This is a genomic window from Janthinobacterium sp. GW822-FHT07H10, assembly GCF_058798675.1.
Map to the genome: position 1 here is coordinate 117,994 of NZ_JBXAKS010000004.1, position 26,865 is coordinate 144,858.

Here is a 26,865-nt window from a genome sequence, read left to right on the forward strand (position 1 = left end):
TTGGTGGCACGCAATGTTTGCTTCGCTTCATCAGCCCGGACGCATTAAGGTCGGCTCACCCCACATTCATTTAGGAGATACGCATGGCAATGACAGCCGCAGAAGTCTTGAAGATGGTAGAAGAGAACGAAGTCAAATTCGTTGATTTCCGCTTTGCCGATACCCGTGGTAAAGAGCAGCACGTGACGGTTCCCGTGTCGCACTTCGACATGGATAAATTCGAATCGGGCCATGCCTTCGACGGCTCCTCGATCGCTGGCTGGAAAGGCATTGAAGCGTCCGACATGATCTTGCTGCCGGATCCAAACACCGCCAATATCGACCCGTTCATGGAAGAAACGACGCTGTTCATGCAGTGCGACGTGATCGAACCGTCGGACGGCAAGGGCTACGACCGCGACCCGCGCTCGATCGCGAAACGCGCCGAAGCCTACCTGAAATCGTCGGGCATGGGCGACACCGCCTACTTCGGCCCTGAGCCGGAATTCTTCATCTTCGACAGCGTGCGCTGGAAGATCGACATGTCGGGCTGCTTCGTCAAGATCGGTTCGGACGAAGGTTCGTGGTCGACCGGCAAGGACATCGAAGGCGGCAACAGCGGCCACCGTCCTACCGTCAAGGGCGGCTACTTCCCCGTGCCGCCAGTGGACAGCTTCCAGGACATGCGTTCGGAAATGTGCCTGATCCTGGAATCGCTGGGCATCCCGGTTGAGGTACATCATCACGAAGTCGCCGGCGCGGGCCAGAATGAAATCGGCACCAAGTTCTCGACCCTGGTCGAGCGTGCCGACTGGACGCAAAACCTGAAATACGTGGTGTGGAACGTGGCGCACAGCTATGGCAAGACCGCCACCTTCATGCCGAAACCTATCGTTGGCGACAACGGCTCGGGCATGCACGTGCATCAATCCGTATGGAAAGATGGCAAGAACCTGTTCGCCGGCGACGGCTATGCCGGCCTGTCCGATTTCGCCCTGTACTACATCGGCGGCATCATCAAGCATGCCAAGGCACTGAACGCGATCACCAATCCGGGCACCAACTCGTACAAGCGCCTGGTACCAGGCTACGAAGCACCGGTGAAACTGGCGTACTCGGCGAAAAACCGTTCCGCCTCGATCCGCATCCCGCACGTGGCCAATCCAAAAGGCCGCCGCGTGGAAGCGCGTTTCCCGGATCCACTGGCAAACCCGTACCTGTGCTTCGCCGCACTGCTGATGGCTGGCCTGGACGGCGTTGCCAACAAGATCCATCCGGGCGAAGCCGCATCGAAAGATCTGTACCATCTGCCGCCAGAGGAAGATGCACTGATCCCTACCGTTTGCGCCTCGCTGGAAGAAGCGCTGGAAGCCCTGGACAAGGACCGCGAGTTCCTGACCCGTGGCGGCGTCTTCAGCGATTCGATGATCGATGCCTACCTGGAACTGAAAATGCAGGACGTACAGCGCATGCGCATGACCACGCATCCTGCCGAGTTCGACATGTACTACTCGCTGTAATGGCGCCATGCCGGCAACTTGCCGGTAGTGAATAAAAAACGCGGGTGAGGCGATGGTCTTGCCCGCGTTTTTTTATCCGGCGCGCCAGTGTGATGTTGTATATTCAGCCCAGCATCGATGCGATGCAAGCTGACAGGAGTAGAGATTGACTAAGCATTACAGAATGGCGTTGATGGCCGGATTGCTGGGCGCCGCGGCCCAGGCGCATGGGCAGATTTTCCTGTGCACGGATGCCCAGGGCCACAAGGAATTGACGGATATGCGGCGCAACGCCAGTTGCCAGCTGCTCGATTTACCGGGCGCCATCACGGCGCCGCCGGCGCGCAAGACGCCGCCCCTGTCGGGCGCGCCCGCGCGGCCCGGCATCCAGGCGGCAGGCACGCCGGCGCCCGCCGCCGGCGCGTTTCCCCGGGTCGATGGCGCCGAGCAGCGCGCGCGCGACCTGGACCGGCGCCAGATCTTGCAGGATGAATTACGCAGCGAAGAGCAGAAACTGGCGGCGCAGCGCCTGGAATTCAACCAGGGTCAGCCGGAACGCCAGGGCAATGAGCGCAACTATGCCAAGTACCAGGAGCGGGTGGCGCAACTGAAGGACAACATTAGCCGGACACAGCAGAACGTCGAGGCCCTGAAACGCGAGATCGCGAATATCCGATGACGAGACGATGACTACAGACACCCACTCCAGCCGCCCGGCCCACTTGGCCGGCCTCGATCTGCTCGCGTCAGCCGTGATCCTGCTCGACGGCGACGGCCGCATCGGCTATGCCAACGCGGCGGCGGAAAACCTGCTGGAAAGCTCGCTGAAAGCCCTGTCGCGGCAAAAGCTGACGGCCCTGTTCCTCAATCCCGACGAGCTGGCCGGCATCTGCGCGCAGGCGCTCGAGCACAAGTTTTCCGACTTGCGCCAGGACTTGAGCCTGGAGCGCCTGGGGCGCGAACCGCTGCGCGTGCACAGCATCATCAGCGCGCTCGACGCGCCGCCCGACAGCGTGCTGATCGAGCTGCGCGAAAACGTGCAGCAACTCAAACTCGACCGCGAGGAACGCATCCTCGACCAGAGCCAGGTCAACAAGGAGCTGATCCGCAACCTGGCGCATGAAATCAAGAACCCGCTGGGCGGCATCCGCGGCGCGGCGCAGCTGCTGGAGCTGGAATTGCCGGCCCTGCACCTGAGCGAGCTGCGCGAATACACGCAGGTCATCATCAAGGAAGCGGACCGCCTGCAGACCCTGGTCGATCGCCTGCTGGCGCCGCACCGCCGCCCGCACATCGTGGGCGACGTGAATATCCACGAAGTGTGCGAGCGCGTGCGCAGCCTGATCCTGGCCGAGTTTCCCAGCGGCCTGACCATTTCGCGCGATTACGACGCCTCGATCCCCGAGTTCCGCGGCGACAAGGAACAATTGATACAGACCGTGCTCAACATCGCGCACAACGCGGCGCAGGCGCTGGCCGAGCGCATCGAGGCGGGCGATGCGGAACTGATTTTCAAGACGCGCGTGGCGCGCCAGGTGACCCTGGCCAAGGTCCGCTACAACCTGGCATTAGACTTGCATATCATTGACAATGGACCGGGCATCGCACCCCAGATCCGCGACCGGATTTTCTACCCGCTGGTGTCGGGCAGGGAAGGCGGCAGCGGTTTGGGACTGACCTTGGCGCAAACCTTCGTGCAGCAGCACCTGGGCGTGATCGAGTGCGAAAGCCGGCCTGGATACACCGATTTCAGGATCGTTCTGCCCTTGCCATAAGCGGGGGCGTATCCCACCCATGAAATCCATTGCGGGACGCACACACTAATGAAGCCAATCTGGATAGTTGACGACGATGAATCAATCCGCTGGGTGCTGGAAAAAGCCCTGGCGCGGGAAAATCTCGCCACCAAGAGTTTTGCCAATGCGCGTGACGCCATCGCCGCGCTGGAACTGGACACGCCGCAAGTGCTCGTGTCCGACATCCGCATGCCGGGCGCGTCCGGCCTGGAATTGCTGCAGACGGTCAAGTCGCGCTTTCCCGGCTTGCCTGTCATCATCATCACGGCCTTTTCCGACCTCGATTCGGCCGTCGCGGCCTTCCAGGGCGGCGCCTTCGAATACCTGGCCAAGCCCTTCGACATCGACAAGGCCGTCGAACTGATCCGCCGCGCGCTGGAAGAGAGCCTGCGCGAGACGAGCGTCGAATCGGGGCCGTCGGAAACGCCGGAAATCCTCGGCCAGGCGCCGGCCATGCAGGAAGTCTTCCGCGCCATCGGCCGCCTGTCGCAATCGAACGTGACGGTGCTCATCACGGGCGAATCCGGTTCCGGCAAGGAACTGGTGGCGCGCGCGCTGCACAAGCACAGTCCGCGCGCGGCGCAGCCCTTCATCGCCCTCAACACGGCGGCGATTCCCAAGGATTTGCTGGAATCGGAACTGTTCGGCCATGAACGGGGCGCCTTTACGGGCGCGCAGACGACCCGCCGGGGCCGCTTCGAGCAAGCCGAGAACGGCACCCTGTTCCTCGACGAGATCGGCGACATGCCGTTCGACCTGCAGACGCGGCTCTTGCGCGTGCTGTCCGACGGCCATTTCTATCGCGTCGGCGGGCACCAGCCCATGAAAGCCAATGTGCGCGTGATCACGGCCACGCACCAGAACCTCGAGCAGCGCGTGCGCGACGGCCTGTTCCGCGAAGACTTGTATCACCGCCTGAACGTGATCCGCTTGCGCCTGCCCAGTTTGAGGGAGCGGCGCGAGGATATCCCCATCCTGGTGCGCCACTTCCTGGTGCAGAGCGCGCGCCAGCTGGGCGTGGAAGCCAAGCGCATGAGCGAACCGACCATGCAGTTTCTCAGCAGTCTCGATTTGCCCGGCAATGTGCGCCAGCTGGAAAACCTGTGCAACTGGATCACCGTCATGGCGCCGGGCCAGACGGTGGAAATCAAGGATTTGCCGCTGGAATTGACGCAGGGGCAGGGCGATGGCGCCGCCAGCGTCGTCTCGGGCGAAGGCGCGGCACCGGCCGTGGCCCATGCGCATGGCGGCCAGGTGTTCGAGGCCGCCGCGCCCGCCAATGGCGCGCCGCCGGGCTGGATCGGCTTGCTGGAACTGCAGGCGGCCGGCATGCTGGGCGCGGGGCAGCAGGAAGTCATGGCCGTGCTGGGACGGCAATTCGAGTCGGCCCTGATCAAGACGGCGCTCAAGCATACGCATGGGCGCAAGAACGACGCCGCCGTGCGCCTGGGCATCGGCCGCAACACCATCACGCGCAAGATCTCGGAACTGGGCATCGACGGCGCCAAGGACGATTGAGCCACCTGCCGGACGGAGCCACGGGGCGCCCGCAAGGGGAGCCCGCTCCGTCTGCCTTCCTTCCCCGGCGTCTGTTGCGCGCCACAATGCACAATCAAAGCGGACGATAGGGTAAGCTGGCGCCTGCCGGATGGTTTCGTCCGGTCTTAACTTTCATTGTGGAACTGTATGCTGATTAACTGCGTGGCCTACCAGGATGGCAAAAAACTGGCCGACTTGCCGATCGACGATATCAGCGATTACGTGGAGCGCCCCGATTGCTTCGTCTGGGTCGCCCTGCTCGACGCCACGCCCGACGAGCTGAAGCAGATGCAGCACGAGTTTTGCCTGCACGAACTGGCGGTGGAAGACGCGCAGCGCGGCCACCAGCGCCCGAAGATCGAGGAATATGGCGACTCCCTGTTTGCCGTGGTGAAAACCGTGGAAATGGTGGGCGACGAGCTGGTGCTGGGCGAAGTCGACATTTTCGTTGGCGCCAATTACGTGCTCTCGTCGCGCAGCAACAGCTCGCAAGGCTTCCTCGGCGTGCGCGCGCGCGCCGAGCGCGAACCGCATCTGCTGCGCCAGGGCTCCGCTTTCGTCCTGTATGCGCTGATGGATGCCGTCGTCGACCGCTACTTTCCCGTGCTCGATGCGCTCGAGTCGGAGCTGGAACTGATCGAGGACCGCATCTTCGACCGCGGCACCGAGCGCGACAATATCGAACGGCTGTACCAGTTGAAGCGCAAGGTGATGGTCTTGCGCCACGTGGTGGCGCCCCTGATGGAAGCGGTGGGCAAGCTGCATGGCGGGCGCGTGCCGCCGCTGTGCCACGATACGCAGGAATATTTCCGCGACGTGCACGATCACCTGGCGCGCATCAATGGCACGCTCGACACCATCCGCGATACGATCAGTACGGCGATCCAGGTGAATCTGTCGATGGTGGCCATCGACGAGAGCGAAGTGAACAAGCAGTTGGCGGCCTGGGCGGCTATTTTCGCCGTGTTTACCGCGTTTGCCGGCATCTGGGGCATGAACTTCAAGTTCATGCCGGAACTGGACTGGCATTACGGCTATCCTGCGGCCGTGGGAGTGATGAGCTGTGTCTGCGGTTATATGTATTACTTGTTCAAGCGATCCGGCTGGCTATAAAAAATTCCTGCAAATCTGTATTATTGGACAATATCCGGGGGTACAATCGCGGCAGGTCCGCTCGCCCGGGCCAATGGCTGAGAGTCGCCGCGCCGGCAGGTTTGCCTGCGCTTTCCGTGCTGCGCAGGAGCATTCATGAGTATTCCGCTGTTTGATGTGAATTCGCAAGAACCCCTGTTCGATCCCGAGCAGCGGCGCACCCTGGCGGAGGCGGCCCTGCGCTCGATCACCGCCTCGACGGCGCGCGCCCGGGGCGACGACTTCCTGCGCATCCTCGTCAAGGACCTGGCCGAGGCGCTCGACGTGCAGTACGTGATTGCCGGCCGCCTGATTCGCATGGCGGATGGCAGCGAAGGCATCCGCACCCTGGCCCTGTGGGGGGGCAACGACTACCAGCCGAACATCGAATACAGCCTGCAGCACACGCCTTGCCAGGACGTCACCTGCCAGAGCATGTGTTTTCACGGCAGCGACATCCAGCGTCGCTTTCCATTCGATAGCCTGCTGGTCGACATGCATGCGGAAAGCTATGTCGGCATGCCGCTCATCGATACCGAGGGCAAGACCCTGGGCATCCTGTCGGCCATCGACACGCGTCCCATCGATGAAAACAAGCGTTTGCTGGCCCTGCTGCTGCTGTCGATCTTCTCGGCCCGCAGCGCGGCCGAGCTGCAGCACCAGGAGCGCACGCAGCAGCTGGAAGAAATCGTACGCCAGCGCACGGAATCGCTGCTGACGGCGCAGGCCAACCTGATCGAGCAGGAACAGATGGCGGCGCTCGGTTCGCTGGTGGCGGGCGTTTCGCATGAAGTCAACACGCCCGTCGGCGTGGCGCTGACGGCGGCGTCGAGCATGGGCAGCTATGCCGACCAGCTGGTGCAGCTGCTCGGTGGCGCCAAGGTCAGCCGCGCCGAGCTGATCGACATCGCCGAAGCGCTGAAGGGCGCGGCCGCCTTGATCGAGCGCAACCTGGCGCGCGCGGCCGACCTGATCGGTAATTTCAAGCAGCTGGCCGTGGACCAGGTCAGCGAATACGTGGCCGACCTGGCCCTGCATGACTATGTGCATGGCCTGGTGTCGGCGCACAGCCCGGAACTGCGCAAGGCGGCCCTGCGCGTGGAGCTCGACATCGCGCCCGACTGCCAGGTGCGCCTGGCGGCCGGCAAGCTGTCACAAATCCTGTCGAACCTGCTGATGAACAGCGCCCGCCACGGCTACCCGCAAGGCGGGCCGGGGCAGATCACGATACGTGCGCGCATCGAGGTGGACGAGGAGGTTGCGGCCTTGCCATGGCTACTGCTGGAGTTTTCCGACGACGGCATCGGCCTGGCGCCCGCCGTGCGCGAGCACATGTTCGAACCGTTTTTCACCACCAAGCGGGGCCAGGGTGGCTCCGGCCTGGGCATGCACATCGTCTACACGATCGTGCAGCAACTGGGCGGCCAGGTGTGCGCCATCGACAGTACGCCGGGCTGCCATATACAGATCAGGCTGCCGCTGGCCGCCTGATCTGCCGTTGCTACCGCCTCAAGCGGCGGCGATCGACAGGGCCACGGCTTCGGCCACCTTGATGCCATCGACGGCGGCCGACAGGATGCCGCCCGCATAGCCGGCGCCTTCGCCGGCGGGGAACAGGCCGCGCGTATTCAGGCTTTGCAGGTCGTCGTCGCGGCGCTTGATGCGGATCGGCGACGAGGTGCGCGTTTCCACGCCCGTCAGCACGGCGTCGGCCTTGTAATAGCCCTTGATCTGCTTGTTGAACGCAGGAAACGCTTCGCGCAGGGCCGTGATCGCATACTCGGGCAGGGACGGCGCCAGGTCCGTCAGGTGCACGGCCGGCTTGTACGACGGCACCACGCTGCCGAATTCCGTCGAGGCGCGTCCGGCGACGAAGTCGCCCACCAGCTGGCCAGGCGCATCGTAATTGCCGCCGCCCAGGGCAAACGCCCGTTCTTCCAGCTCGCGCTGCAGGGCGATGCCGGCCAGCGGGTCGCCCGGATAGTCGGCCGGCGTGATGCCGACGACGATGGCGCTGTTGGCGTTGCGTTCATTGCGCGAGTACTGGCTCATGCCGTTCGTCACCAGGCGGCCCGGCTCCGAGGCGGCCGCCACCACGGTGCCGCCCGGGCACATGCAGAAGCTGTAGACGGAACGGCCATTGCTGGCGTGATGCACGAGCTTGTAGTCGGCCGCGCCCAGAATCGGGTGGCCGGCGCTGGGGCCGAAGCGGCAGCTGTCGATCAGCGACTGCGGGTGTTCGACGCGGAAACCGATCGAGAATGGCTTCGCCTCGATGTACACGCCGCGGCGGTGCAGCATCTCGAAGGTATCGCGCGCGCTATGGCCGATGGCCAGCACCACGTGGTTGCTGGCGATGGTTTCGCCATTGTCCAGCACTACGCCGCGCACCTGGCCGCCATCGCTGCCTGGCACGATGTCGATATCGACCACTTTGCTGCTGAAGCGGTATTCGCCGCCCAGCTGCTCGATATTCGCGCGCATTTCTTCCACCATCTTGACCAGGCGGAAGGTGCCGATATGCGGCTTGCTCACATACATGATTTCTTCGGGGGCGCCGGCCTTGACGAATTCCGTCAGGACCTTGCGGCCGTAGTGCTTGGGATCCTTGATCTGGCTGTACAGCTTGCCGTCCGAAAAGGTGCCGGCACCGCCTTCGCCGAATTGCACGTTCGATTCCGGATTCAGTTCGCGCTTGCGCCAGAAGCCGAAGGTGTCGACCGTGCGTTCGCGCACCTGCTTGCCGCGCTCGAGGATGATGGGCCGCAAGCCCATCTGCGCCAGGATCAGCGCCACGAACAGGCCGCAGGGGCCCGTGCCGATGACGATGGGGCGCGGCTGATTGCTGTGGCCGGCCAGCTGTTCGCCGCCGGCGACGAATTTGTAGTCGGTGTCGGGCGCCGGCATCAGGTGCACATCGTGCTGCAGGCGCGCCAGCACGGCCGCCTCGTTCCTGAGCTCGACATGCAGCGAGTAAATCAGCACCACGGCGCTGCGCTTGCGCGCGTCATAGCTGCGTTTGAAGACGGTAAAGCCCAGCAGGTCGCCGGCATCGATGCCAAGGCGGGCCAGGATGGCGGCGGGCAGGGCCGCTTCGTCGTGTTCGAGGGGGAGTTTTACTTCGTTGAGTCGTAACATAGTCGATTCCTAGGTGGGGGGCTATTTAGGCCCCATGAATAAAGCACGCGCGGACTGCCTGACAAAGCCTGTCGCCCCTTGCAAGCCGTCGCCGGCGGATACGCAGCCGTGCTGACGCACAGATTTTTCTTCTCGGTTTCACATTGCATCGGTACGGCAAGATTTTGCCAGGGAGGGGAACGCGCGGTCCAGACGCTATTTTACCCTTAGCGCCGCCATTTGCAGAGTGTCTCGGCGATGGCAGGCGGTTCGCGGCCATCCGGTCGGGCGTCATGCATGGTGCTGCTGTCATCGTTGGGCTGCCATGGACAGTGGGCTTGTGTGAAAACAATATAAATAGTTAACAAAACGAGGTGAAGTGTGGCGTTTTTTTGCTGCGCCTGCCGATAGTGCCGCTGGCGCACGGAGATCCGGCTGTCGAACCTGTCGTATCGATAATGTTGTCTTTTTTATTTAACAGTGTCGCAAAATGTGATCCTTTTATCAAACTTACTAATTGCGGAGCGCATATTTCTGAGCTAGGATTAATGCTCGTGTCTGGCTTGATTTTTCCTTCTGGAAACTGCTACTGGCTTCGTGGGGAGGCCGGCTCGCCAGCTAAAAATCTTTTATCCCGATCAACTTCCTAGTGGACGTCAAGATGAAAAAAATAACACTCAGCTTTTGCTTAATGATGGCATTCGGGGCTGCATATGCAGATGAGCTTGCTGATGCTCAGAAGGCATGGGAAGCGAAGGATTTTTCAACGGCGTTCCAGAAGTTCACGAAATTGGCCAATCAGGGCAACAGTGCCGCGCAATTGCAGCTCGGTGAAATGTACGGCTTTGGCGAAGGGACGACAGAGGACGCGGCACAGGCGAGGCACTGGCTCAAGCAGGCCGCTGCCAGCGGCAACCCGGAAGCGGCCGCATCGCTTGAACTGGTGCAGCAGCGCAGCGCACGCAAGGCCGATATCGCTTATTACACGACCAACTTCGATGGCGCCGCTGCCGCCTATGGCAAATTTAATTGCACCCAGCCTGTAATTCCCAAGGTATCGACTAAAAATGAGGAAATTAATTCGGTTAATGCCGCCGTCAATGCCTGGGTGGATTGCTACGGACGTTTCGTGAAGAATTTGAATGCGGCGATGCCGGTAACGAATACGATTCCGCCCGATATCATCAAACTGATGAATAACGAGGAATTCGTCAGGGCCGACGCGCTGATTTCGAAAACATATCAAGGAATAGCAAGTGATGGCCAGACGGTGGCGGATGTAATCATTGCCGATAATATCCGCTGGAAAAAAGATACGGAAGAATTTGTTTCTAACAGCAATGAACAACATAAAGCCCAGCTGTTAAAGCTGGAAAATGATAATGACCAGGAATCGAGAAACCTGCGTCACCTGAAAGATATGAAAAGTATTGCGTATAAAAAGAAATAATTATCGCAATGATAATATGTCAATTTTGAATCATATTCCCAAAAAGAAATATTTGGCCATATGATCGCCGTCGGCGCATTGCGTCCGCTACCCGTCAGTGTTCACCCGATCCGCCAGGCGTCGGGTGCTGCATGACGGGTAGACGGCCACTATTTGCGCACTTGCACATAACACCGCCCCTCCGCCGCAGCCCCCGCTTTTCCTCACTATACAAGAGCTAGCCAAGCTCAAAAAAGCGCATTTGCATATGCGTTTTTATGCCTTTTCCACGCATCAAAATTGTGCATTGCCGCACCATTTTTGGACGCGTTTATTTTTCCTGACCTTTTTTGTGCAGGTTTGTTGTTTCTGCGCACCATTCCGTTCTCTTTGTTGACAGTTAAGCTTTGCATATGTTTCCATATGTTGTCTAGTCAGCTAGCTAGGGGACCGGCTATCGGACTATATGACCTGTCATAAAATGACGGGAGTGGGGAAAATCGGGACTTAAAATAATATTGACCGTGATTTGTTGTATGCATTCTATCCAAGCTGATCCACGAGAAAAGCTTAACTATAATTAGGAAATCACATGTTTAGAAAAACTGTCTTAGTGCGTGCATTGGCGATTGCATTTAGTGCGACCGCGATGACTGCAGCTGTCGTTCCTGCCGCAATGGCGCAATCTAACGCTGCCGGTAATATCTACGGTACGGTTGACGGCGCAGCTGCTGGCGCTTCCGTTGTCTTGCATAATATTGGTACGGGCACCAAACGTACCGTTGCGGTCGATAGCGCGGGCCGCTATTTTGCATCGGGCATGGCTCCTGGCCACTACAAGATTGACTTGGTACGTGACGGCAAGACTGTCAACACCGTCGAAACCGATGTGATCGTGGGCCAGGGCGTTGATGCATCGTTCGCCAGCAGCGCGGTACAGGCAGTGCAGGTTACCGGCCGTCGTAGCCGTATCGACGTGTCGAGCTCGAACAATGGCGCGACGTTTACCGCCAAAGAACTGGCGAAACTGCCTATCGCCCAAAACGTTGCCGCGATCATTCAGCTGGCGCCTAACACGACGCGTGCCGACTCCCGTTACTCTGCCGGCGCATCGTTCGGCGGCGGCGGCGCTTCGGAAAATGCGTACTACATCAACGGTTTCCCTGTTACCAACCCACTGACACAGTTGGGTGCTTCGGAACTGCCATTTGGCGCGATCGCCCAGGCACAGATCCTGACCGGTGGCTTCGGCGCCGAGTTTGGCCGTTCGGTTGGCGGCGTGGTCAACGTCACGACGAAGAGCGGCACCAACACCTGGGAATTCGGTGCCCAGGTAGCCATCGAACCTAACGGCCTGCGCTCGACGCCAAAAGACTACTACTACCCGAACACGGGCGCAGCGTCGAACGCGGCGACCGACAATACCTTGTACCTGCGTCGCAGCGATAGCTCGCGCTCGGAAAAGACGTATGGCGCCTACGTAGGCGGCCCGATCATCAAGGACAAACTGTTCATGTTTGCCGCGTTTGAATCGCGCAATCTCGATACCGACGCCGCACTGGGTACCCGTACCTCGGCATCGAATGCCACCACCGGCTGGCAATCGAACCAGCATACGATCGACCGCTATCTGGCCAAGTTTGACTGGAATATCACGGACAATCACCGCCTGGAAATGACGTTCATGGGCGATGAAGCGAAGACCGACCGTCAATTGTATGGCTACGACTATACGAACAGCCGTCGTCTTGCGAAGACCGCATCGCAGCACTACAAGAACAGCGAAGACTTCTCGCCATCGGTTGGTGCAGAAACGCAAATTCTTCGCTACACGGGTAACCTGACCGACAACCTGACGGTCAATGCCCTGTATGGTCAAAGCAAAACGCCAAACTCGGCTGTTTATGATCCGATCGGCACCGCACCAGCGGACCTGTTCCAGATCAGCGCAGCGAGCAACGTGCGCGCGCCTGGCCTGAACTACAGCAGCCCGCAAACCCTGAACGGCGCCGTTGCTGCCAACAACTCGGCCAGCAAGATCAAGTCTTCCCGTCTGGATCTGGAATACAAGATTGGCAACCACACCATCCGCGGCGGTCTGGATGACAACAAGCTGACCTCGACCAACGTCGGTGAAATCTATGGCGGCGGCGGTATCTGGGTATACGGCCAAACCCGTAAAAACGGCGTCGGCGACGGTACCGTGCCGCTGCAGCTGGGTGGCAGCACCGTGAAGACCTCGAACAATCCTGGCCTGCTGGCTTCCCAGGGTTACTGGGTCAGCAAACGCCTGTTCTCCAGCGTGACCGATGCCCGTTCCGAGCAAAGCGCACAATACCTGGAAGACCGCTGGCAAACCACGAAGGACCTGTTGCTGACCTTGGGCATTCGTAACGAAGGCTTCAAAAACGTCAACGGCGACGGCGACACCTTCCTGGAAGTGAAGAACATGGTCTCGCCACGCTTTGCCGCGGCATGGGACGTCAACGGTGATGCATCGTTGAAAGTGTTCGGTAGCGCCGGTCGTTACGCGCTGCAAATCCCGACCCACCTCGCGGTTCGCGGCGGCAGCCGTTCGACGCTGACGCGTGAAGGCTACACCTACACGGGTACCGACGCGTACGGTCAGCCTACGGGCCTGCAATCGCTGGCGCCGGTATACTCGGTCAACAACGAACTGGGTCAATACAAGGATCCAAAAACCGTTGTTGCCCAGGATATCAAGGCAACCTACCAGGATGAGTTGACTGTCGGTTTCGAAAAAGCGTTTTCGCCTAGCCTGAACTTTGGCGCGAAAGTCACTTATCGTAAATTGAAAGCCACCATCGATGACTACTGCGATACCCGTCTGATCGACGCTTACGCTGTCGACAACAAGATCGATACGTCGAACTTCTCCGGCTTCTCGTGCGCATCGTTCAACCCAGGCAAAGACAACACCTTCCTGGTCGACTATGCCGGCACCCGCAGCAACTACACGAAAGTTCACCTGACCAAGGCTCAACTGGGCTTTGACGATGCGAAACGTACGTACACGGCAATCGATCTGTTTGCCGAGCATCCGATGCGTGATGGCTGGTATGGCCGTGTGAACTACACGTGGTCGCGTAGCAAAGGTAATACCGAAGGTCAAACCCGTTCGGACAATGCCCAAACCGACGTTGCTGCAACGTCGACCTGGGATAATCCAGAGTTGATGGTTGGCGCCAACGGCTTGCTGCCAAATAACCGCGAGCACCAAATCAAGGCCTTCGGTTTCTATGAGCTGAACCCTGAGTGGACTGTCGGCGCGAATGCCTTGCTGGCTTCGGGTCGTCCGAAGAACTGCTTCGGCTGGAACCCTAACGTTCCTGGCGAAGTTGACTACGGCTCGGTGTACTTCTATTGCGATGGCGCTGCGGCACCACGCGGTTCCCGCGGCACCCTGCCTTGGGATACGCGTTTGGACATGAACCTGTCCTACCGTCCGCAGCTGTTGAAAGGCCTGGCATTGAAAGTTGACGTATTTAACGTACTCAACAAGCAAACCGTGCAGACCCTGGACGAAACGTACAACGTGGACAGCTCGTTGAACGTCAGCCCAACCTATGGCCGCGTTATCAGCTACACCGCACCGCGTTCCGTACGTCTGACCGCCGAGTACAACTACAAGTTTTAATTGACTTGTTTTTACCCCTTGCCGTGTTTCACGGCAGGTGGGGAAAAGAAAAAAACCGCTGGCGCAAGCCAGCGGTTTTTTTTTGCCTGGCCGTCTCGGCCAGGTAATGCAGTCTGTGCCATTTGGCCTGATCGCTCATGTAGCCAGCCTGGACTGGAGGGGGGCAGCCGCGCATGGCGCAGGCCTGCCTGGGCGCGTTTTTCCTACATCCCGCTCCATAATGCGGCCAGCGTCGCCAGCGCCGTCAGGCCCGCCGTTTCCGTGCGCAGGATGCGCGGGCCCATGGACAGGCCGATGGCGCCGGCGGCCAGCGCGGCTTTTTCTTCCGCTGCCGAAAATCCGCCTTCCGGTCCCACCATCACCGTAATCGCCTGCGGCGGCTGGTGACGCGCCCACTCGGCCAGCGACTGGTCTGCGCGCGGCGTCAGGATGATGCGCTTATGTAAATCCTGCTGGCTGCTCCAGCTATTGAAATCCTGTAACGGCGCCAGCTGCGCCAGGCGGTTGCGGCCACACTGTTCCGAGGCGGAGACGATGATTCCTTGCCAATGAGCCAGTTTTTTCTCGGCCCGTTCGGCGGACAGGCGCACCACGCAGCGCTGCGCCGACAGCGGCACGATGCCGGCCGCACCCAGCTCGATGGCTTTTTCGATGATCCAGTCCATCTTCGACGCTTCCGGCAGCGCCTGCGCCAGGGTCACCGCATACGGCAGTTCCGCCTCGCGCGCCACGTGTGCCTGGATGTCGGCCGTCACGCTGCGCTTGGCGATGCTCGCCAGGCTGGCCTGCACTTCGCCGCCTTCGCCATTGAAGAGGGTGATCAGGTCGCCCGGCGCCAGGCGCACGACCTGGATATGGTGGGCGACGGCCTCAGGCAGGGAGACGGTGGTGCCGGCGACGAGCGGCTGGGGGCAGAAAAAACGCGGCATGCAAATCCTCAACGGGGATGAAAGTGGGGTAAAAAGACAGTAAAGTATAGCGAGTTGGCTGGCCAGTACGCCGCAATTCTAATTTGCGGCCCCCCAGTCTGGTAAAATAGTTGACTACAGAAAGCAGCCGGCTTCCTTGTCTGCGCTGCTGCAAACGAATCCCAAACTCGCGACTGACCACACCACCATGACAACTACGCTCCCGACTACCAAAATGGCCAATGCGATCCGCGCACTGGCAATGGACGCTGTACAAAAGGCCAATTCCGGCCATCCAGGCATGCCGATGGGCATGGCCGAGATCGCAGTTGCCTTGTGGAGTGGTCATTATCGCCACAATCCGGCGAATCCAAAATGGCAGAACCGCGACCGTTTCCTGTTGTCCAACGGCCACGGCTCGATGCTGCACTATGCGCTGCTGCACCTGACCGGCTACGACCTGTCGATGGACGACATCAAGGCCTTCCGCCAGATGCATTCGAAAACCCCGGGCCACCCGGAAGTCGACATCACGCCCGGCGTGGAAACGACCACCGGCCCGCTGGGCCAGGGTATCGCCAACGCCGTCGGCATGGCCCTGTCGGAGCAGTTGCTGGCCGCTGAATTCAACAAGCCTGGCCACGATATCGTCAACCACTACACCTACGCCTTCGTCGGCGATGGCTGCTTGATGGAAGGTATTTCGCACGAAGTGTGCGCGCTGGCCGGCACCCTGGGCTTGAACAAGCTGATCGCCCTGTACGACGACAACGGCATTTCCATCGACGGTAAAGTGGAAGGCTGGTTCACGGACGATACCCCGGCGCGCTTCGAAGCGTACGGCTGGAACGTCATCCGCGCCGTCGACGGCCACGATGTTGCCGCCGTGGCTGCCGCCATCGCCGCCGCCAAGACCGCGTCGAAACCAACCTTGATCTGCTGCAAGACCATCATCGGCAAGGGTTCGCCGAACCTGCAGGGCGGCGACAAGGTCCACGGCGCCGCGCTGGGCGACAAGGAAATCGCCGCCGTGCGCGAATACATCGGCTGGGATGCCGCACCGTTCGAGATGCCGGCCGACGTGTACGCGGCCTGGGATGCCAAGCAGCAAGGCGCCCTGCTGGAAGCGGACTGGAACGAGCGTTTCGTTGCCTACAGCCGCGAATTCCCGCAGCAAGCGGCCGAACTGACCCGCCGCATGCAGGGCGACTTGCCGGCCGCGTTTGAAACGGCGCTGTCGGCCGCCATCGCTTCCTGCGTCGAGAAGAAAGAAAACATCGCCACCCGCAAGGCCAGCCAGAACGCCATCCAGGCGCTGGCGTCGTCGCTGCCGGAATTCCTCGGCGGCTCGGCCGACCTGACCGGTTCGAACCTGACCAACTGGAAAGAGTGCGTGGCCGTGCGTTCGGGCCAGCCTGGCAACCACATCAATTATGGCGTGCGCGAATTCGGCATGAGCGCCATCATGAACGGCATCACCCTGCACGGCGGCTACATCCCGTTCGGCGCCACGTTCCTGACGTTCTCCGACTACAGCCGCAATGCGCTGCGCATGGCTGCCCTGATGAAGCTGCGTTCGATCTTCGTGTTCACCCACGACTCGATCGGCCTGGGCGAAGACGGCCCGACGCACCAATCGGTCGAGCACGTCTCGTCGATGCGCTTGATCCCGAACCTGGACAACTGGCGTCCATGCGACACCGTCGAGTCGGCCGCTGCCTGGGGTGCCGCCGTGCGCCGCAAGGACGGCCCGTCGACGCTGATCTTCTCGCGCCAGAATCTGCCGTACCAGGAGCGTAGCGCCGAACAGATCGAGAACATCTACCGCGGCGGCTATGTGCTGAACGACGTGGCCGACGCCAAGGCGATCCTGATCGCCACCGGTTCCGAAGTGGAACTGGCTGTCGCCGCCGCCAGCGCGCTGGCTGCCGAAGGCATCAATGTACGCGTGGTGTCGATGCCGTCGACCGACGTGTATGACCGCCAGGACGCCGCCTACAAGGCCGGCGTGCTGACGAAGGGCGTGCCGCGCGTGGCCATCGAGGCGGGCGTGACCAGCTTCTGGTACAAATACGTGGGCCTGGAAGGAGCCGTCGTCGGTATCGACACCTTCGGCGAATCGGCCCCTGCCGGCGTGCTGTTCAAGCATTTCGGCTTCACGGTCGACAATGTCGTAGCCAAGGTCAAGGCCGTCATCGCCGGCTAAGATCACCTGACCAAACCGACTGCGCGTCGCGATGTGCGGCCTCCGATGCTCACTGTGCTCAAGCACCGTTCCGCTTCCCGGCCACAGATCGCTGCCATTCGCTACGGTTGGTCGGGCGACCTACTCGTTTCCGCCGCCAGCGTCCCGCAGATGGGCGCGGCGGCGAGCAGATTTTTTAATGTGCTAAGTACTTTCTATTCAATCAGGAGCAGAGTATGACGATCAAAGTTGCAATCAATGGCTACGGCCGCATCGGCCGTAATGTGTTGCGCGCTTTCTACGAAGGCGGCAAGAAACAGGATATCCAGATCGTTGCCATCAACGACCTGGGCGATGCCAAATCGAACGCCCACCTGACCCGCTACGACACCGCGCACGGCAAGTTCCCGGGCACGGTCACCGTCGAAGGCGACAACATGATCGTGAACGGCGATCCGATCCGCGTGTTTGCACAGCGCAATCCGGCTGAAATCCCATGGGGCGAGCTGGGCGTGGACGTCGTGCTCGAGTGCACGGGCTTCTTCACCACCAAAGAAAAAGCATCGGCCCACCTGAAGGGCGGCGCGAAAAAAGTCATCATTTCCGCGCCAGGCGGCAAGGATGTGGACGCCACCGTCGTTTTCGGCGTCAACCACTCGGTGCTGAAATCGACGGACACCGTCATTTCCAACGCCTCGTGCACCACCAACTGCCTGGCACCGCTGGTCAAGCCGCTGAACGACGCCATCGGCATCGAAACGGGCCTGATGACCACCGTGCACGCCTACACCAACGACCAGGTGCTGTCCGACGTGATGCATGAAGACCTGCGCCGCGCCCGTTCGGCCACCATGAGCATGATCCCGACCAAGACCGGCGCCGCTGCCGCCGTCGGCCTGGTGCTGCCTGAGCTGAATGGCAAGCTGGACGGTTTCGCCATCCGCGTGCCGACCATCAACGTGTCGCTGGTCGACCTGTCCTTCATCGCCAAGCGCGACACCACGGTGGAAGAAGTCAATGCGCTGATGAAGTCCGCTTCGGAAGGCGCCCTGGAAGGCATCCTGACGTACCAGACCGAACCGCTGGTATCGATCGACTTCAACCACAACCCGGCGTCGTCGAACTTCGACTCGACCCTGACCAAAGTGTCGGGCCGTCTGGTCAAGGTATCGTCGTGGTACGACAATGAGTGGGGTTTCTCGAACCGCATGCTCGACACCACCGTTGCCCTGATGTCGGCCAAGTAATTTCTGGCTGTCCATTAAAAAACGCCCGCGAGGGCGTTTTTTTTCGTCTGTCGCGCGCCTATTCCCTGGGCTCGCACTGGTTGCGCCACTGTTCGCACGATGCTTCGACGCCCTGGTAGCACATGTTGAGGATGTAGTCGCAGCTTTCCGACGGCACCCACGCGCGCACGGCGGCCGTGCTGGAGAATGAGGCGGCGACGCCGACGGCGATGGCAAAGACAAACAGGGCTCTTTTAATGGAAATCATGTTTCTCGCTTTCAGAATTGGACAACGGTAGGGTGTCGAATCAAAAGGCCGCCATGGCAGGCTTGATCCGCTTGCCCAGCGCAGAAAAATCTTAGCATTAAAATCAGTGATTGATTGCCATAAAGAAAAATATTCCTGCTAACGCCAGGCGTGCAGGCGGCGCCGGTAAAAGCGCCACAGCAGACGCAGGTCGCGCAGCACGGGCACGCCGGAGAGCAACATCAGCACGCCGGAAAGGACGATGGTGGCGGCGGGAAAGCCGATATGCTTGAAGGCCAGCGCGCCGCTGACGCCGCCGAGGAAGAAACAGCTGATCAGCAGGCTGTGCGTTTTCAGCTTGCCGCGGTTGACCTTGACGACCCGGTCCGGCAGTTCCCGCCGGTTGTAATACGCCATCTTGCCCAGTTCGATGCCGATATCGGTCGACAGTCCCGTCACGTGGGTAGTGCGGATGACGGCGCCCGAGATCTTGGTGATGATGGCATTCTGCAAGCCCATGACAAAGCACAGCAGCAAGATGGTGACAGGGCCCAGCACATCCGGCATGGCCGCCAGGTAATTGCCTGCCAGGCCGAACAGCAATAACAGGGTCGCTTCCAGCAGCAGGCTGGCGGCAAACTGGCTGTGCAGCCGACGCCGCTTGCCCCAGTTCACCATGATGGCCGTGACGGCGGCGCCGCTGACGAAGGCCAGCCAGGCGCCCAGCGCGGCCAGCGCCACCGTCACGTTGCCCAGCGCCAAGTCGTCCGCCATGCCCGAGACGATGCCCGTCATGTGCGAGGTATAGCCGCCGATGGCGAGGAAACCGCCCGCATTCACGGCGCCGGCCACCAGCGCCAGCACGCAGCCCAGCTGCAGGTTGGCTTGCGTGTCGCGCGCCGATCCGCTCAGGCGGGACAGGTAGCGTAGCGGCATGCGCGGGCCAGCCTCAGGCCGCGGCGCCAAACATGGCTTGCCACAGGCGCATCACGTTGTCCGCATGCACGCGCACGCGCTCCGGCTCCACGCGGGCCAGGTCCTGGCCCTGCAGGCGCAGCTGGTGCTGCAGTTTGCGCAGCGCGCGGTAGGCGTCGGCGACAGCCGCGGCCAGCCGGGCGTCGATCAGTCCCAGCTCGCCGCACAGGCGCAGCAGGGCGATATTGCCCGAGTTGGCCGTCAGCTGCGGATACTGCGCCGCATGCTGGAGCACCAGGTATTGCACCATGAACTCGATGTCGATCATGCCGCCCGGATCCTGCTTCAAGTCGAAGTTGCCGGGGCGGGGCGGGTGTGCATCGAGCATTTTCTTGCGCATGGCCACCACTTCGCCCTTGAGCGGGCCGTTTTCCGGCCTTTCCTTGCGCAGGATCGTGTCGCGGATGCGCTCAAAGTGCTTGCCGATGGTGGCGTCGCCGGCGCAGAAGCGCGCGCGCGTGAGGGCCTGGTGTTCCCACACCCAGGCGGCGCTGCTCTGGTAGCGCTCGAATGCCTGCACGCTCGAGACCAGCATGCCCGAGGCGCCGTCGGGGCGCAGGGCGATGTCGATGTCGAACAGGATGCCGGCCGAAGTGTGCGAGGTCATCCATGTGATGAAACGCTGCGCCAGCTTGGCGTACAGGCCGGGCGCTTCCTGGTCGTCGTCGTCGAACAGGAAGATGACGTCGAGGTCGGAGACATAGCCGAGTTCCTTGCCGCCCAGCTTGCCATACGCGATGACGGCGAACTTCGGCACCTCGCGGTGACGCGTCGGCAAGGTTTGCCAGACGGCTTGCACGGTGGCGGCGACGATGATGTCGGCCAGCTGCGACAGGTAGTCGGCCAGTTTTTCCACGCTGAGGTCGCCGGCCAGGTCTTGCGCCAGGCACTGGAACAGCTGCGCGTGGTGCATTTCACGCAGGATGTCCATTTGCCGCTCCGTGTCGCCGGGCGCGTCGTCGAGCTGGCGCTGCAAGTCCAGCGCCAGCGCGGCCGGGTCGGGCACCGTGTTGCGGATGCGCTCGTCGAGCAGCTCGTCGAGCAGGATCGGGTGCTGCGTGAGGAAGGTGGCGGCCCAGCCGCTGGCGCATACCATGCGCACGACGCGCTCGAGCGTATGCGGGTATTCCGTCAGCAGCGACAGATAGGCGGAGCGGCGCGCGATGGCTTCCAGGAAATCGAGCAGCCGGCCCAGGGTGGCCAGCTGGCTGGCGTTGCCGTTGGAAACGGAGCAATCGGTGATCAGGGGCAGGGCGGAATTGACGAGGGCCACTAAACGCGTGCGGCTCGCCTCGGGCAACGATTGCAGGCGCGGCGCCTGCCACGTGGCCAGCAGGCGTCGCGCGCAGGCGGCCGGCTCATGGAAGCCCAGGGCGGCAAAGCGCGCCTCGATGGCTTCCTGCTGGTCGGAGGCGGCGCACTCGTTCGACGTTTGCGGGTCGATGCCCGTGTCGGCTGGCGGCGCGCCGCTGCTCTTGTCGCTGAACATCTCGTCGAACTGGCCGGCGACAAATACGCGGTGCGCTTCCAGCTGGGCCAGCAGGGCGGGCGTGTCGGGCAGGCCCATCATCTGCGCCACGGTCAGGCGGTCGGCCTCGCTGGCGGGCAGGGTGTGGGTTTGCGCATCGTCAAGATACTGCAGCCGGTGCTCGAGGTTGCGCAGGAAAGTGTAGGAATTTAGCAACTGTTCCACGATGGCCGGTTCCAGCAAGCCTTTTTCCGCCACCGTGCGCAGGGTGGCGCGCGTGGAACGTTCGCGCAGCTCGGCATCGCGTCCGCCGCGTATCAGCTGGAACACTTGCGCGAGGAATTCGATTTCGCGGATGCCGCCGCGCCCCAGCTTGACGTTGTTGCTGCGGTCGGGATGCAAGCGTTCCTGGCGGTTGACCTCGGCGCGGATCTGGCCGTGCATGGTGCGGATGGCGTCGATGACGCCGAAATCGAGGTAGCGGCGGAAGACGAAGGGGCGCACGATGGCGTCGAGCGCGGCGATATCGTCCGGCTTGCCCGTCACGGCGCGCGCCTTGACCCAGGCGTAGCGCTCCCATTCGCGTCCCTGCACGATCAGGTATTGCTCGACCATGCCCAGGCTGGCGGCCAGCGGCCCCGAGTTGCCGTTCGGGCGCAGCGCCATGTCGACGCGGAAGGTAAAGCCGTCCTGCGTGATCTCGGCCAGGGCGGCGATCAGCTTCTTGCTCATGCGAATGAAAAACTCGTGGTTGGACAGGCTGCGCTGGCCCGGCATGGTCGCTTGCGTGTCGCCATCCTCGGGATACACAAAGATCAGGTCGATATCGGATGAAACGTTGAGCTCGCCGCCGCCTTGCTTGCCCATCGCCAACACCATCAACTCCTGCTCCTGGCCCGACTCTTCGCCGACGGGCATGCCGTGCAGGGCCACCATCTCGGCCATGATGGCGTCCACATGCGTGCGGATGGCGAAGTCGGCAAAGCCCGTCATGGCCGTGACGACTTCGTGCAAGTCGGCCTGGCCGTCCAGGTCGCGCTCGATCAAGCCGCAGACCAGCAAGTTGCGCAGGCGACGCATGGCCCGCTCGGCCGGCAGCGGCGGCGTGGCGGCGTCGGCCTGGGCGGCCAGCGCGGCGGCAAAGTCCAGCCCGTCCAGCGGTGCGCGCACCAGTTCGGCCAGCTGCGCGGCGCGTTCGGGGGCGGCATTGAGCCAGCGCTGGTGGAATCGGGAGGCTGAGATCAGGGGCGTGTGGCTCATGGTGGCGGTTTCGGTAGGTACTTCGTGTCAGGTTCGTCGTTAACTTGGCTGTGAACGGCGGGGGATGCGGTAAAATTGTGCCGCCGGCGATAATGCTGCCGGGCAGTGCGCGCTCTCCCGGACGATGGTAAGGGAGCTGCCGTGCGGACGCAAGCGCAAGGATGCAGGCGCGCGCCAGTCGGGCGTGCCGGCACGCCGCGAATTCAGACGATTTTTGCCATTATTTGACGCCGGGCCAGTTTATTAGCTTATTGATGCAAAAACCGCCAGAAGCAAGCGTGACAGAACATGTGCCATTGGCCCTGCGCTGGCAGCGGCTGCGTGCCGCCTATCGCATGGCCAACCTGGCCACCCACCATGTGCTCGGCTTTGCCATCAAGCTGGTGCTGCTCGCGTATTTCGCCTTCGCCGTCCTCTTCCTGTTCCTGCGCTACGCCATCCTGCCGAATATCGATTACTACAAAGGCGATATCGAGCGGGCGGCCAGCCGCGCGCTGGGCAACCCCGTCAGTATCGCGCGTATTTATGCCTCGTGGCATGGCGTGCGGCCGAATTTGTTCCTCGGCGACGTGACCTTGCGCGACCAGACGGGCCGCCAGGCGCTGAGCCTGCCGAGCGTCTCGGCCACCCTCTCGTGGTGGAGCGTGCTCGGTTCCCTGCGCTTCGAGACCCTGGAAATCACGCGGCCCGACCTGGACGTGCGGCGCAGCAAGGATGGCCAGCTGTATGTGGCTGGCGTGCTGGTCGACAGCCGGCAGGGCAGCGATGGCAAGGGCGCCGACTGGCTGCTGTCGCAGCACGACATCATCATCCGCGACGGCAAGGTGCGCTGGACGGACGAAGCGCGCGGCACGCCCGAGCTGGCGCTGGAGCAGGTCAATGTGCTGTTGCGCAACCGCTGGCGCAGCCACCGCCTGGGTTTGCAGGCAAAGCCGCCCGCCAGCCTGGCCGCCCCCATCGATGTGCGCGCTCACTTCACGCATCCGCCTTTCAGCAAGCGCATCTCCGACATGTCGATGTGGAAAGGCGAACTGTACGCGGACCTGAAAGATGCCGACCTGGCCGCCTGGCGCCGCTACCTCGACTACCCGTTTGAATTGAGCCAGGGCAAGGGCGCCCTGCGCGCCTGGCTGAGTCTCGATCATGCGCGCCTGGCCGGCTTCACGGCCGATGTGGGCTTGACGGATGTGCAGGCGCAGCTGGGAGAACACATCGCCCCGCTCGACCTGCTGACGGTCAGCGGACGCATCTCGGCGAAGGAAACCCTGTCTGCCGACGCGCCCGATGGCAAGCCGACCTTCGGCGCGAACGGCCACCAGGTGGAGTTGACGAATTTCGCGCTGGAAACACGCGATGGCCTCAGCCTGCCGCCGACGACCTTGTCCGAGCGTTTTATTGCCGCTACGAAACGCAAGCCGGCGCAGACGGAGATCACGGCCAAGTCCCTCGATTTGCAGACCCTGGCCGCGCTGGCCGACAAGTTGCCGCTGGGCACACAGCAGCGCCAGCGCCTCGATGCCCTGGCGCCGCGCGGACGCCTGCAGGATTTTTCCGCGCAGTGGCAGGGCGACATGGCTGCCCCGGCCAGCTACCGTCTGCGCGGCCGGCTCGTCGAGCTGGGCTTGAATGCGCAGCCGGCGCGCCTGGCCGTGGCGAAGACGGCGACCAGCCCCGGTCAGGCGGCCGCACCGGCCATTCCCGGCTTCGACCGCCTGACCGGCAGCATCGACGCCAGCGAGAAGGGCGGCAGCATCGCCATCGATGCGCAAGACCTGGTGCTGCAATTGCCCACCTACCTGAGCGAACCGGCCATGCCGTTCGAACAGTTCGACATGCAGGCGCGCTGGACGTTCGAAGCGGAGAATATGCTCAAAGTCGAACTGGACAAGCTCGACTTCAATCAGCAGGGCTTGCGCGTCGCCTTGCAGGGCACGCACCGCATGCCGCTCGACGGCAAGAACCTGGGCCAGGTGGACTTGACGGGGACGATCGACAATTTCCAGATCAACACCATCGGCCGCTACCTGCCGCTGCAAACGCCGGAGCACCTGCGCCATTGGCTGACGGGCGCGCTTGAAGGCGGCATGGCGCACGACGTCAGCCTGCGCCTGCGCGGCGAACTCGAACATTTCCCGTTCAAGGCCGATACGCCCGCCCAGCGCAATCACGGCGAATTCCGCGTGGCCGGCAAGATCGAGAACGGCACCCTGAACTACGCGCCCGGCGAATTCGCGGAAAACGGGCCGCTGGCGGGCAAGGCGCCCCTGTGGCCGCAGGCGGAGAAAATCAAGGGCAGCTTCGTTTTCGAGCGCGCGCGCATGGAAATTCGCGGCGACACGGCCACCACGGGCGGCGTGGCCTTGACGAATGTCAAGGCCGTGATTCCCGACCTGACCGTCTTCGATACCCTGCTCGATATCGAGGGCAACGCGGCCGGCCCGATGCAGGAATTCCTCAAATACGTGACGGCCAGCCCCGTGCTGGGCTGGATCGAGCATTTCACGGATGAAACGACGGCGACGGGCAACGCCCGGCTGGCCCTCAAATTGCATCTGCCCATCGAGCGCATGCTCGAGTCGACGGTGCAAGGCAGCTTGCAGCTGGCGGGCAACGATGTGGTGCTGTTCCACGACATGCCGCCCGTGCTCGGCACGCAGGGCAAGATCGAATTCAATGAAAAGGGCGTCAGCCTGAATGGCTTGAACGGCAGCCTGCTGGGCGGCCCGCTGGCCATCTCGGGCGGCAGCCAGCCCGACAATTCCATCCAGGTGAAAATCGCCGGCAACATGACCATCGACGGCTTGCGCAAGACCTATCCGGCGCCTGTGCTGCAGCGCCTGGCGAAGCACTTGAATGGCGGCGCCCGCTACAGCGGCCTGATCACGGCGCGCGACCACCAGGTGGTGGTCAATGTCGAGTCGTCGTTGACGGGCCTGGGCCTGGACTTCCCCGCGCCCCTGAAAAAGGCGGCCGGCGACAGCCTGCCCGTGAAATTCACGCTGACGGGCAATGCGGCCAATGCGGCCGGCTTGCGCACGGACGATATCCGCATCGCGCTCGGTTCCGGCATCGGCGCCCGCTACCAGCGCCAGAAGCAGGGCAGGGAAGCGTGGCGCCTGGTGCGCGGCGGCATCGGCGTGAACGTGCCTGCGCCCGAGCCCGACAGCGGCATGATGCTCAACGTCAGCCTGAAGTCGCTCGACGTGGATAGCTGGATCGCCACCGGCAGCGAGATCGCCGGCAGCGGCGCGGCCACGGCCGACGCCGGCGGCGCCGACGATGCGCCCGATATCGCGCAATACGTGGTGCCCGACATGATGGCGGCCCGCGCCAGCGAACTGATGCTGGGTGAGCGCAAGCTGGAAAACGTCGTGGTGGGCGCCACGCACCAGAAGGATGTGTGGCAGGCCAACATTGATGCGAAACAAATATCGGGCTATGTGACGTGGCTGGAAACGCCGTCCGGCCTGGGCAAGATGACGGCCCGCCTGTCGTCGCTGATCATTCCGGAATCGGCTGCCAACGACGTGAAGAATTTGCTGGAAGGCAAGAGCGGCGCCCAATCGATCCCCTCGCTCGATATCGTTGCCGAGCAATTTGAGCTGTTCAACAAGAAGATTGGCCGGTTGGAGTTGCAGGCCTATAACACCATGGCGGCCGGCGGGCGCGAGTGGCGCGTGGGCAAGCTGCAACTGTCGAATCCCGATGGCGCCCTGAGCGGCAACGGCAAATGGGTCATCAAGGATGGGCAAAGCACGACCAGCCTGCGTTTCGGCCTCGATATCGTCGACGCGGGCAAGTTGCTCGACCGTTTCGGCTTTGCCGACACGGTGCGCCGCGGCAAGGGACGCCTGAACGGCGACATCGCCTGGAATGGCTTGCCGTATTCGCTCGATATTCCCACCTTGTCGGGGCAGATCGAAATGAATGTGGAGTCGGGCCAGTTCCTCAAGCAGGATCCGGGCGCGGCCAAGCTGCTGGGCGTGCTCAGCCTGCAAGCCTTGCCCCGTTTGCTGAAGCTCGATTTCCACGACGTGTTTTCGGAAGGCCTGGCCTTCGACGGCATCACGGCCAACGCCAGCATCAAGCGCGGCGTGGTGAGCACCGACAACCTGAAGATGCATGGCGTGGCCGCCACCGTGCTGATGGACGGCACGGCCGATATCGCCAATGAAACGACGAACCTGCACGTGGTGGTGATCCCGGAATTCAACCTGGGCACGGGCCCCCTCGTGTACGCGCTGGCCGTCAATCCCGTGATCGGTCTGGGCAGTTTCCTGGCCCAGCTGTTCCTGCGCGCCCCCGTGATGAAGGCGCTGACTTACCATATGCGGATCGCCGGTCCATGGAAGGCGCCCGTGGTGACCAAGCTCGATGGTGGTAAATTGGAGCCTGTGGCCACGCCGGCAGCGGCGGCGCAGGACGCCGTCGCGAAATAGGCGCTGCGC

General features: G+C 62.1%; 16 protein-coding genes. 11 read left to right on the plus strand and 5 right to left on the minus strand.

Features of this window, described 5'->3' with window-relative positions; genetic code table 11:
• The first annotated feature begins 83 nt into the window (after positions 1-83).
• The 6 genes from glnA to AC1RDJ_RS11265 all read left to right on the plus strand — a co-directional run bounded on the left by glnA (position 84) and on the right by AC1RDJ_RS11265 (position 7,435).
• The gene (gene glnA, locus AC1RDJ_RS11240) at positions 84-1,499 is read left to right on the plus strand and encodes a type I glutamate--ammonia ligase (RefSeq protein WP_070219258.1); all 1,416 of its coding nucleotides are present in this window, start codon (positions 84-86) and stop codon (positions 1,497-1,499) included.
• Between the two features lie 163 nt (positions 1,500-1,662).
• Complete coding sequence (locus tag AC1RDJ_RS11245; RefSeq protein WP_493027470.1) at positions 1,663-2,157, plus strand: DUF4124 domain-containing protein; 495 nt, start codon at positions 1,663-1,665, stop codon at positions 2,155-2,157.
• 7 nt (positions 2,158-2,164) lie between these two features.
• The gene (glnL, locus tag AC1RDJ_RS11250) at positions 2,165-3,253 is read left to right on the plus strand and encodes a nitrogen regulation protein NR(II) (protein ID WP_071325152.1); all 1,089 of its coding nucleotides are present in this window, start codon (positions 2,165-2,167) and stop codon (positions 3,251-3,253) included.
• Positions 3,254-3,301: 48 nt separating this feature from the next.
• On the plus strand, positions 3,302-4,792 hold the full coding sequence (gene ntrC / locus AC1RDJ_RS11255; protein WP_071325151.1) for a nitrogen regulation protein NR(I): 1,491 nt from the start codon (positions 3,302-3,304) through the stop codon (positions 4,790-4,792).
• A gap of 168 nt (positions 4,793-4,960) precedes the next feature.
• Positions 4,961-5,926 (plus strand): magnesium/cobalt transporter CorA, encoded by a 966-nt coding sequence (corA, locus tag AC1RDJ_RS11260; RefSeq protein WP_071325150.1) that lies wholly within the window; start codon positions 4,961-4,963, stop codon positions 5,924-5,926.
• A gap of 135 nt (positions 5,927-6,061) precedes the next feature.
• Positions 6,062-7,435, plus strand: coding sequence for an ATP-binding protein (locus AC1RDJ_RS11265; RefSeq protein WP_071325149.1), 1,374 nt, complete (start codon positions 6,062-6,064; stop codon positions 7,433-7,435).
• Positions 7,436-7,453: 18 nt separating this feature from the next.
• Here AC1RDJ_RS11265 and AC1RDJ_RS11270 read toward each other — a convergent pair whose 3' ends face one another.
• On the minus strand, positions 7,454-9,082 hold the full coding sequence (locus AC1RDJ_RS11270; RefSeq protein WP_289888307.1) for an NAD(P)/FAD-dependent oxidoreductase: 1,629 nt from the start codon (positions 9,080-9,082) through the stop codon (positions 7,454-7,456).
• Positions 9,083-9,722: 640 nt separating this feature from the next.
• Here AC1RDJ_RS11270 and AC1RDJ_RS11275 point away from each other — a divergent pair.
• Positions 9,723-10,511: a tetratricopeptide repeat protein gene (locus tag AC1RDJ_RS11275; protein WP_156894951.1), complete on the plus strand. Its 789-nt coding sequence runs from the start codon at positions 9,723-9,725 to the stop codon at positions 10,509-10,511.
• Positions 10,512-11,082: 571 nt separating this feature from the next.
• Entirely contained in the window at positions 11,083-14,148 is a 3,066-nt protein-coding gene (locus tag AC1RDJ_RS11280; RefSeq protein WP_071325146.1) for a TonB-dependent receptor, read from the plus strand.
• 203 nt (positions 14,149-14,351) lie between these two features.
• On the opposite strand, the gene AC1RDJ_RS11285 is transcribed toward AC1RDJ_RS11280, so the two are convergent.
• Positions 14,352-15,077, minus strand: a complete 726-nt coding sequence (locus AC1RDJ_RS11285) for a 16S rRNA (uracil(1498)-N(3))-methyltransferase (RefSeq protein WP_071325145.1) — start codon at positions 15,075-15,077, stop codon at positions 14,352-14,354.
• Between the two features lie 187 nt (positions 15,078-15,264).
• On the opposite strand from AC1RDJ_RS11285, the gene tkt reads away from it, so the two are divergent.
• The gene (gene tkt, locus AC1RDJ_RS11290) at positions 15,265-17,262 is read left to right on the plus strand and encodes a transketolase (protein WP_071325144.1); all 1,998 of its coding nucleotides are present in this window, start codon (positions 15,265-15,267) and stop codon (positions 17,260-17,262) included.
• 215 nt (positions 17,263-17,477) lie between these two features.
• Positions 17,478-18,488, plus strand: a complete 1,011-nt coding sequence (gene gap / locus AC1RDJ_RS11295; protein ID WP_046685413.1) for a type I glyceraldehyde-3-phosphate dehydrogenase — start codon at positions 17,478-17,480, stop codon at positions 18,486-18,488.
• Between the two features lie 58 nt (positions 18,489-18,546).
• Here the strand turns inward: gap and AC1RDJ_RS11300 are convergent, their stop codons facing one another.
• The 3 genes from AC1RDJ_RS11300 to glnE all read right to left on the minus strand — a co-directional run bounded on the left by AC1RDJ_RS11300 (position 18,547) and on the right by glnE (position 22,417).
• Positions 18,547-18,735, minus strand: a complete 189-nt coding sequence (locus AC1RDJ_RS11300) for a hypothetical protein (RefSeq protein ID WP_493027471.1) — start codon at positions 18,733-18,735, stop codon at positions 18,547-18,549.
• A 138-nt stretch (positions 18,736-18,873) separates the two neighbouring features.
• Entirely contained in the window at positions 18,874-19,650 is a 777-nt protein-coding gene (locus AC1RDJ_RS11305) for a YoaK family protein (RefSeq protein ID WP_493027472.1), read from the minus strand.
• Positions 19,651-19,663: 13 nt separating this feature from the next.
• Positions 19,664-22,417: a bifunctional [glutamate--ammonia ligase]-adenylyl-L-tyrosine phosphorylase/[glutamate--ammonia-ligase] adenylyltransferase gene (gene glnE / locus AC1RDJ_RS11310; RefSeq protein WP_493027473.1), complete on the minus strand. Its 2,754-nt coding sequence runs from the start codon at positions 22,415-22,417 to the stop codon at positions 19,664-19,666.
• A gap of 278 nt (positions 22,418-22,695) precedes the next feature.
• Between glnE and AC1RDJ_RS11315 the strand changes: the two genes are divergently transcribed.
• Positions 22,696-26,856, plus strand: a complete 4,161-nt coding sequence (locus tag AC1RDJ_RS11315; RefSeq protein WP_493027474.1) for a YhdP family protein — start codon at positions 22,696-22,698, stop codon at positions 26,854-26,856.
• Positions 26,857-26,865 lie beyond the last annotated feature (9 nt).

Bases quoted from the DNA above. Each gene is read 5' to 3' on its own strand.
- ntrC (WP_071325151.1), top strand. From the start codon at position 3,302: ATGAAGCCAATCTGGATAGTTGACGACGATGAATCAATCCGCTGGGTG.
- AC1RDJ_RS11300 (WP_493027471.1), bottom strand. From the start codon at position 18,735: ATGATTTCCATTAAAAGAGCCCTGTTTGTCTTTGCCATCGCCGTCGGC.
- AC1RDJ_RS11275 (WP_156894951.1), top strand. From the start codon at position 9,723: ATGAAAAAAATAACACTCAGCTTTTGCTTAATGATGGCATTCGGGGCT.
- AC1RDJ_RS11270 (WP_289888307.1), bottom strand. From the start codon at position 9,082: ATGTTACGACTCAACGAAGTAAAACTCCCCCTCGAACACGACGAAGCG.
- AC1RDJ_RS11265 (WP_071325149.1), top strand. From the start codon at position 6,062: ATGAGTATTCCGCTGTTTGATGTGAATTCGCAAGAACCCCTGTTCGAT.
- AC1RDJ_RS11305 (WP_493027472.1), bottom strand. From the start codon at position 19,650: ATGCCGCTACGCTACCTGTCCCGCCTGAGCGGATCGGCGCGCGACACG.
- AC1RDJ_RS11245 (WP_493027470.1), top strand. From the start codon at position 1,663: ATGGCGTTGATGGCCGGATTGCTGGGCGCCGCGGCCCAGGCGCATGGG.
- glnE (WP_493027473.1), bottom strand. From the start codon at position 22,417: ATGAGCCACACGCCCCTGATCTCAGCCTCCCGATTCCACCAGCGCTGG.
- AC1RDJ_RS11280 (WP_071325146.1), top strand. From the start codon at position 11,083: ATGTTTAGAAAAACTGTCTTAGTGCGTGCATTGGCGATTGCATTTAGT.
- corA (WP_071325150.1), top strand. From the start codon at position 4,961: ATGCTGATTAACTGCGTGGCCTACCAGGATGGCAAAAAACTGGCCGAC.
- glnL (WP_071325152.1), top strand. From the start codon at position 2,165: ATGACTACAGACACCCACTCCAGCCGCCCGGCCCACTTGGCCGGCCTC.
- tkt (WP_071325144.1), top strand. From the start codon at position 15,265: ATGACAACTACGCTCCCGACTACCAAAATGGCCAATGCGATCCGCGCA.
- AC1RDJ_RS11285 (WP_071325145.1), bottom strand. From the start codon at position 15,077: ATGCCGCGTTTTTTCTGCCCCCAGCCGCTCGTCGCCGGCACCACCGTC.
- gap (WP_046685413.1), top strand. From the start codon at position 17,478: ATGACGATCAAAGTTGCAATCAATGGCTACGGCCGCATCGGCCGTAAT.
- glnA (WP_070219258.1), top strand. From the start codon at position 84: ATGGCAATGACAGCCGCAGAAGTCTTGAAGATGGTAGAAGAGAACGAA.